Below are 7,624 nucleotides of genomic sequence, written 5' to 3' on the forward strand. Positions count from 1 at the left end.
CCCAGGACCGCGCCGGGGCCCAGACCCGCGCCGCGGGCGAGGCCGGTGCCAATGGCCGCAGCCGCATAGGCCAGCGAATAGACCGCGTGGCAGAGATTCATCAGCGGCAGCCCGCGCTCGGCCTCGAGCGCGGTCACGCGGGCATTCATCAGCACGTCGAGCGCCCCGGTGGCCGCGCCGCAGAGGATCATCGCCGCGGCGAAGGCCCAGAGCGCGGGCGACTGGCCCGGCAGCGCGAAGGCAGCCCCCATGGCCAGCACCATGAGCGGCAGCGCCCGGCGCCCGAGCGCACTGCCCAGCCGGGCGGCGGCCAGCATCGCGGCCATGGCGGCCACGGGGGCGAAGAGCATCAGCAGCCCGAGCCGCGCCTCGTCCACCCCGAGCAGCGCCTTGGTGTCGGGCAGCGCCGCGGCGAAGGCGCCCCAGCAGATGCCCATGGCGCCGAAGGCGGCGAGGGCGGGACGGGCGACCCGCAAGGGACCGCCGACTCGGGTCGGGCGAAGCGTCTGCATGGGATCCTCCTAGCCGGTTTCACGGCGCGCGCCGAGCCCCCTGCGAGAAGGATTGGTGTCGCCCGGGTTCCCCGCCCGCGCCGGGCCCCTGCGGCGGGCTTTTCTCGCCCCGGCACCGGCCATTCCGCATCCGAGGCCTTTCCTTTCGGGGCGGGATCGTCTATGGCGGCGCCTCGCGACCCCATGCACCCTTGGAGGATGGGGCGTTTCACATATGGAGAACCTCAATGGCTGGTGAAATCCCGGATTTTCAGGCCGAGGTACGGACGGGGACAGGCAAGGGGGCCGCTCGTCAAGCTCGTCGTGAGGGCTACGTACCCGGTATCGTCTATGGCGGTGGCCAGGAGCCGCTGTCGATCAACGTTCCGTACAACGACCTGCTGAACCGGCTGAAGAAGGGCCGCTTCCTGCAGACGCTGTTCAACCTCAAGGTCGAAGGCCAGGAAGACGTGCGCGTCATCTGCCGCGGCGTCCAGCGCGACGTCGTGAAGGCCCTGCCGACGCATGTCGACTTCATGCGCCTGCGCCGCACGAGCCGCGTCAACCTGTTCATCCACGTCACCTTCGAGAACCACGACAAGGCCCCCGGCCTGAAGCGTGGCGGCACCCTGACCGTGGTGCGTCCCGAGGTGGAGCTGGAAGTGACCGCGGGCGACATCCCGGATCACCTGACGGTGGATCTGACCGACCGTCAGATCGGCGATGTCATCCACATCAACGACATCAAGCTGCCGGAAGGCGCGGTTCCGACCATCAACCGGAACTTCGTGATCGCGAACATCTCGGCTCCGTCGGGCCTGCGGTCGTCGGACAATGAAGATGAGGCCGAAGAGGCCTGAGACGGCTTCATCGGACGGAACGGGGGCACGGAACGCAGGTTCCGTGCCCTTTTTCTTTGGCGCGCGGGCGGTTCGACGATCCCCGGCCGTTCCCCCCGACAAGATGCGCGGAGGCGCAAGCCCCAAGGGGCCTCGGTCGGAGAGCGGCCGTCCTTGCCCCGAGCGACCGGACATTTCCAAACCGATCCGTTCCGCGGGCGCCGGGATCGGGCGGAACAAACTGGATCGAGAAAAAGACCTTCACCACGGCCGGGGCCGGCCTGGAGATCCGCGCCGCCGCGGACGCCGGGGATGAACCGCTGGATCGAGACAAGACCTCGAGGTCGGGCGGGCCGGCATGGAGATCCCTGGTTCTGCCGGTGCCGGGATCAGGCAGAGATCGACCGGATCGAGGGAAGACCCCGACCTCGGGCGATCTGGCAGGGAGATCCGTGCTGCCGCGGGCGCTAGAGGATCAGGCGGAGATCGACTGGATCGAGGAGAAGACCTCGAGCTCGGGCGGGCCGGCGTAGAGATCCGCGTTGCCGCCGGCGCCGCGGTGGGCGGTGCGGAAGGCCTCGGACTTGGTCCAGGCGATGAAGGCCTCCTCGGACTCCCAGGCCGTGTGAGAGGCATAGAGCCGGTAGCCCTCGCGGTCGGGGCCGCGCATCAAGTGGAAGGCCACGAAGCCCGGGACCTGGGGCAGCTGGCTGTCGCGGTTCTTCCAGACCGCCTCGAAGGCGGCTTCCTGCCCGGTCTTCACCCGAAAACGGTTCATCGTGAGATACATTCCGCAACTCCTCTCGTTGCGGAGAGTCTCAGCCGCGAACGTCCGCTGGGTCAAGGGCGCTCTCGCGGCGCGACGGGTTGCCGGACGGCCGATGCGACCGTAAGTAAACCGGATCCCGGAAGGAGCCTGCGCATGAAGCTGTTCGTCGGTCTCGGCAATCCCGGTGCGCGCTATGCGGGCAACCGGCACAACATCGGCTACATGGCGGTGGAGGCCATCGCCGCGGACCATGGGTTCGGCCCGTGGCGCGCGCGCTTTCAGGGGCTGACCTCCGAAGGGCGGCTCGGGCCCGAGCAGGTGCTGCTCCTCAAGCCCGAGACCTTCATGAACCTCTCGGGCCAGTCGGTGGGCGAGGCCATGCGCTTCTACAAGCTGACCCCCGCCGACGTGATCGTGTTCCACGACGAGCTCGACCTTGCGCCCGGCAAGCTGCGGCTGAAGCAGGGCGGCGGACATGCGGGCCACAACGGGCTGCGCTCGATCCATGCCCATGTCGGCGAGGCCTACGGGCGGGTGCGGCTGGGGATCGGCCATCCGGGACACAAGGATGCGGTGGCGCCCTATGTGCTGAGCGACTTCGCCAAGGCGGATCAGGACTGGCTGGCGGATCTCCTGCGCGGGATCGCCGACGGGGCCGAGGCGCTGGCGCGGGGCGACGGGGCGAAGTTCCAGAATGCGGTGGCCCTCCGGATGCAGCCGCCGAAGCCCGAGAAGCCGAAGCCCGCGGCGAAGGCGCCCGAGGCCCAAGCGCCCGAGGCCGCGCCGGACGAGCGCAGCGCGCTTCAGAAGCTGGCCGACCGGTTCCGCTAGACGAACTGCTCGCGGATCAGCCGCTCCTCGAGCCCATGGCCGGGGTCGAACAGCAGCCGGTGGCGCACGGCGGGCTCGGTGCGGATCTCGACCGACACCACGTCGCGCACCGAGCGGCCGTCGGCATCCGCCATCACGGGGCGCTTCTTCGCATCGATCACGTCGAAGCGCACCAGCGCCGTCTTGGGCAGGAGCGCCCCGCGCCAGCGCCGCGGCCGGAAGGGCGCGATGGCGGTCAGCGCCAGCACGTCGGCGCCGATGGGGAGGATCGGGCCGTGGGCGGAATAGTTGTAGGCGGTGGAGCCCGCGGGCGTGCAGACCAGCGCCCCGTCGCAGACGAGCTCTTCCATCCGCACCTTGCCATCGACCGAGATCTTCAGCCAGGCCGCCTGCGGCCCCGCGCGCAGGAGCGAGACCTCGTTGATCGCGATCCGGTGGAAGACCTCGCCCGTGTCGGTGACGGCCGTCATGGCCAGCGGGTTCAGGATCTCTTCCTCGGCTTCGGCCAGCCGCTCGCGCAGCCCGTCTTCCGCATAGCCGTTCATGAGGAAGCCCACGGTGCCGCGGTTCATGCCATAGACGGGGATGTCGAGGCTCTGGGTCTCGTGCAGCGTCTGGAGCATGAAGCCGTCGCCGCCGAGCGCCACGATGGCGTCGGCCTCGGGCAGGGGGCACTGGCCGTACCGGGCGGCCATGACGTCCAGCGCCTCCTGGGCGACGGGGGCATTGCTCGCCACGAATCCGATGCGCTGTGGCGTCATGTCCCTCTCCGGCTGCTGCGGCGGCCAGTGTTGGACGCCCCGTGCGGCAAACTCAAGCCCCGCCGGGCCCGGGCTTCGCGCAATCCCGGACATGCGTCGTTTTCCTGCCTTTCTGTCGCGGCGACGATGCTCTAAATGGGCGCAACCCTTGCGACAGGAGACGCCCATGAACGCCCCGCACCGCGATGACGGCTTCTTTACCGAAAGCCTCTCTTCCCGCGATCCCGAGCTCTTCGCCTCGATCACCGGCGAACTCGGCCGCCAGCGCGACGAGATCGAGCTGATCGCTTCGGAGAATATCGTGAGCCGCGCCGTGATGGAGGCGCAGGGCTCGGTCATGACGAACAAATATGCCGAAGGCTATGCGGGCAAGCGCTATTACGGCGGCTGCGACTATGTCGACGTGGCCGAGACGCTGGCCATCGAGCGGGCGAAGCAGCTGTTCGGCTGCGCCTATGTGAACGTCCAGCCGAACTCGGGCAGCCAGGCCAACCAGGGTGTGTTCCAGGCGCTCATCAAGCCGGGCGACACCATTCTGGGCATGGAGCTCGCCTCGGGCGGCCACCTCACCCACGGCGCCGCGCCGAACCAGTCCGGCAAGTGGTTCAACGCGGTGCAATATGGCGTGCGCCAGCAGGACCAGCTGATCGATTACGATCAGGTCGCGGCCCTCGCGCGCGAGCACAAGCCCAAGCTCATCATCGCGGGCGGCTCGGCCATCCCGCGCCAGATCGACTTCGCCCGGTTCCGCGCCATCGCGGATGAGGTGGGCGCGCTGCTGATGGTGGACATGGCCCATTTCGCGGGCCTCGTGGCGGGGGGGGCCCATCCCTCGCCCTTCCCGCATGCGGATGTGGCCACCACGACGACGCACAAGACGCTGCGCGGCCCGCGCGGCGGCATGATCCTCACGAACAGCGAGGAGATCGCGAAGAAGGTCAATTCGGCCATCTTCCCGGGCATTCAGGGCGGTCCGCTGATGCATGTGATCGCGGCCAAGGCGGTGGCCTTCGGCGAGGCGCTGCGGCCCGAGTTCAAGGCCTATGCCGCGCAGGTGGTGAAGAACGCGCAGGCGCTGGCGGACGAGCTGATGAAGGGCGGGCTCGACATCGTGACGGGCGGCACCGACACGCACCTGATGCTGGTGGACCTGCGGCCCAAGGGCGTGAAGGGCAACGCGACCGAGAAGGCGCTGGGCCGCGCCCACATCACCTGCAACAAGAACGGCATCCCGTTCGACCCCGAGAAGCCGACTGTGACCTCGGGCGTCCGGCTCGGCACGCCGGCGGGCACCACCCGCGGCTTCGGTGAGGCGGAGTTCCGCGAGATCGGCCGTCTGATCGTCGAAGTGGTCGACGGGCTCGCGGCCAACGGCGAAGAGGGCAATGCGGCGGTGGAAGAGGCCGTCAAGGCCAAGGTCGCGGCGCTCTGCGCCCGCTTCCCGCTCTATCCGACGCTCTGATCCGACAGGCGCGCGCCCTCGCGGCGCGCGCCGCTCCTTCGGGGCACAGGCCTTCCCGTTCCGCGCGGGTCAGACGAGGCCCCGCCAGCGCGCGAAGGCATAGGCCGCGCCGCCCGCGACGAGCCCCCCGACGATCAGCACCCGCAGGGCGGCCAGGAGCTGGCCCGCGACGCGCGTCTTCGTGTCGATGCTGCCCAGATGGCGCACGCAGAGATCGTAGTCGGCCGAGACCTTCTCGAAATCCACCTGCATCAGCAGCCGCGGATTCTGCGCCATCTCGCCCGCTTGTGCCAGATCGCGCGCCGCGGCCCGCACGCGGCGGGGCAGGCGGCCCGCGCCGCGTCTCAGTTTCGCGGGCAGATCCTGTCCGCGCACATGCAGCCGCTCTTCCATGAGCGCGGCCACACGGTCCACCATCTGTCTGATCGCAATCGCACTCATGCCCATCCCCTCGTCAGGCGGACAGATTAGGAAGGGTCGCGCAGGCGATCAACCGCTCTGGAAGCCCGTGCGGCAAAGGGCTAGAAAGCCGCCATGCTGAACATGACGCTCTACAAGGCGGAGCCCCCGTCCGACGCCCCGCCGCTCCTGATCGCGCACGGCCTGTTCGGCTCGGCGCGCAACTGGGGCGTGATCTGCCGCCGGCTGGCCGAGACCCGCAAGGTGATCGCGGTCGACATGCGCAACCACGGCGAGAGCCCCTGGACCGAGACCCACCGCTATCCCGACATGGCCGCCGATCTCGCCGAGGTGATCGCGGCGCAGGGCGGGCAGGCGGATGTGCTGGGCCATTCGATGGGCGGCAAGGCCGCCATGGCGCTCGCCCTGACCGAGCCCGGACGGGTGCGGCGGCTGGTGGTGGCGGACGTGGCCCCGGTGGCCTACAGCCACGACCAGATGCAGAATGTCGATGCGATGCGGAGCCTCGATCCGGCGACGGTCGCGACACGGGGCGACGCCGACCGCAAGCTGGCCGAGGTTCTGCCCGATGCGGGCCTCCGGGCCTTCTTCCTCCAGTCGCTCGATCTGAGGGCCGATCCGCCGCGCTGGAAGCTGAACCTCGACCGGCTCGCGGCCGAGATGCCCCATATCGTGGGCTGGCCCGGGATCGAGGGCCGCTTCGAGGGGCCGACCCTGTTCCTGACCGGCGAGCTGTCGCACTATGTCCGGCCCGAGCATCGCGAGACGATCCAGCGGCTCTTCCCGGCGGCGCGCTTCGCCGAGCTGAAGGGGGCGGGGCACTGGCTCCATGCCGAGAAGCCCCGCGCCTTCGAGGATACGGTCCGCGTCTTTCTCGACGCCTGACCCGCAGCGGTGGCGGAGCCCGGGGCTCCGCCACAGGCCTTCAGTCGCTCACCTTCCGCATCCGGTCGAGCGAGCCGTCGCGCAGCACGAACTGATGGAAGAGCGTCAGGCCCACATGCACGGCCACGACGAGGATCAGCAGATATTTCATGCTGGCATGGGCCGAGGCCGCAACGCCGTTGCCGTAGAACCAGCCGATCGCGCCCAGCACCGGCATGGCGAGGATCGCGAGATAGAGAAAGAAGGTCAGCTCGTTCGTGACGAAGGCGAGGAAGCCCTGCTCGGGCGTCTTCGGTTCGAAGGCGGGGGCGGGCACGCCGCGGGCGAAGCGCAGCCCCACCCGCCAGAGCGCGAGCACCAGCACCAGAAGCCCTAGACCCACATGGGCCCAGGCCAGCGCCGGGCTTCCCGCGGGCGTGCCGGTCTTCATCCCCTCGTAGACCGCCGTCATCGCGGGGCCGAGCAGGAACTGCACGACGATCAGCACCGGCACCGCCCAGTGCAGCAGGATCTGCAGTCTCGAATAGCCGGCGGGGGCGTCCTTCGCCATCGCGATCTCCTTGTGTGGCTGGCCGGGAATCAGGCGAGCTTGCGGGCGATGATGAAGCTCGCGGGCAGAGCCGCCACGAAGCCGATTGCCGCAGCGAGGCTGATCGGCATGAGAGTGTCGTTGCCGGTCACGAGGGCGATCACGATGCAGATCCCCATCAGGGTGACGGAAATGAACGAGAAAAGAACCATCATCAGGCGGGTCATGGGCAAGGTCTCCGGGCTGTGGATCAGCGTGTGCGGCCACAGTCTGCCGCGGAGGACAATCCTGTCGCCTTGATCCGCATCAACCCGGCCGGGGCAGGGGCGCGTCATCCGAAGGGGGGAGGGGGAGGTCCGCGCAGCGAAGGATGCCCGACAGGTGGGTGATCCGGTCACCGGCGCCTGCCGGGCCCCTTCGCGCAATGCGTTGATACTCGTACTGTGAACCCCCGGCGCTGCAGTCGCCGGATACTCGTTACCACTCCGGCATGCCGGAGCTTCATTATGCGCGATCCTGAATGCGAGTGCCTGCCGGAAGTGCGGCCTGCGTCACCAGGAAGCAGGCCGCGCTCCATGCATCTTTTCTCAGCCGCGGGCGGCATCTCCGCGCCGCGGACCGCGCGCCGCGCGCTTCG

10 protein-coding genes are annotated in these 7,624 nt (G+C 69.2%); 4 read left to right on the forward strand and 6 right to left on the reverse strand.

Features of this window, described 5'->3' with window-relative positions; all coding sequences use genetic code 11:
• The coding region (locus tag A9O63_RS17755) for an MFS transporter (RefSeq protein WP_141703115.1) at positions 1-512 on the reverse strand (512 nt) is incomplete at its 3' end.
• Between the two features lie 227 nt (positions 513-739).
• On the opposite strand from A9O63_RS17755, the gene A9O63_RS17760 reads away from it, so the two are divergent.
• Positions 740-1,351, forward strand: coding sequence for a 50S ribosomal protein L25/general stress protein Ctc (locus tag A9O63_RS17760; protein WP_069333111.1), 612 nt, complete (start codon positions 740-742; stop codon positions 1,349-1,351).
• A gap of 454 nt (positions 1,352-1,805) precedes the next feature.
• Here the strand turns inward: A9O63_RS17760 and A9O63_RS17765 are convergent, their stop codons facing one another.
• On the reverse strand, positions 1,806-2,120 hold the full coding sequence (locus A9O63_RS17765) for an antibiotic biosynthesis monooxygenase family protein (protein ID WP_069333112.1): 315 nt from the start codon (positions 2,118-2,120) through the stop codon (positions 1,806-1,808).
• A gap of 132 nt (positions 2,121-2,252) precedes the next feature.
• On the opposite strand from A9O63_RS17765, the gene pth reads away from it, so the two are divergent.
• On the forward strand, positions 2,253-2,930 hold the full coding sequence (gene pth, locus A9O63_RS17770; RefSeq protein ID WP_069333113.1) for an aminoacyl-tRNA hydrolase: 678 nt from the start codon (positions 2,253-2,255) through the stop codon (positions 2,928-2,930).
• Here the strand turns inward: pth and A9O63_RS17775 are convergent.
• Complete coding sequence (locus tag A9O63_RS17775; protein WP_069333114.1) at positions 2,927-3,691, reverse strand: NAD kinase; 765 nt, start codon at positions 3,689-3,691, stop codon at positions 2,927-2,929. The genes pth and A9O63_RS17775 overlap by 4 nt on opposite strands.
• A gap of 166 nt (positions 3,692-3,857) precedes the next feature.
• Between A9O63_RS17775 and glyA the strand changes: the two genes are divergently transcribed.
• Positions 3,858-5,153: a serine hydroxymethyltransferase gene (glyA, locus tag A9O63_RS17780; RefSeq protein ID WP_011841699.1), complete on the forward strand. Its 1,296-nt coding sequence runs from the start codon at positions 3,858-3,860 to the stop codon at positions 5,151-5,153.
• A gap of 69 nt (positions 5,154-5,222) precedes the next feature.
• Here the strand turns inward: glyA and A9O63_RS17785 are convergent, their stop codons facing one another.
• Entirely contained in the window at positions 5,223-5,594 is a 372-nt protein-coding gene (locus A9O63_RS17785; protein ID WP_069333118.1) for a hypothetical protein, read from the reverse strand.
• Between the two features lie 93 nt (positions 5,595-5,687).
• On the opposite strand from A9O63_RS17785, the gene A9O63_RS17790 reads away from it, so the two are divergent.
• Positions 5,688-6,458, forward strand: a complete 771-nt coding sequence (locus A9O63_RS17790; RefSeq protein WP_069333115.1) for an alpha/beta fold hydrolase — start codon at positions 5,688-5,690, stop codon at positions 6,456-6,458.
• Positions 6,459-6,498: 40 nt separating this feature from the next.
• Here A9O63_RS17790 and A9O63_RS17795 read toward each other — a convergent pair whose 3' ends face one another.
• Both A9O63_RS17795 and A9O63_RS17800 read right to left on the reverse strand, forming a co-directional pair.
• Positions 6,499-7,008, reverse strand: a complete 510-nt coding sequence (locus A9O63_RS17795; RefSeq protein WP_069333116.1) for a cytochrome b — start codon at positions 7,006-7,008, stop codon at positions 6,499-6,501.
• A 29-nt stretch (positions 7,009-7,037) separates the two neighbouring features.
• The gene (locus A9O63_RS17800) at positions 7,038-7,214 is read right to left on the reverse strand and encodes a CTP synthetase (RefSeq protein WP_069333117.1); all 177 of its coding nucleotides are present in this window, start codon (positions 7,212-7,214) and stop codon (positions 7,038-7,040) included.
• Positions 7,215-7,624 lie beyond the last annotated feature (410 nt).

The sequence above is a fragment of the Cereibacter johrii genome, from assembly GCF_001720585.1.
GTDB classification, from domain to species: Bacteria; Pseudomonadota; Alphaproteobacteria; order Rhodobacterales; family Rhodobacteraceae; genus Cereibacter_A; species Cereibacter_A johrii.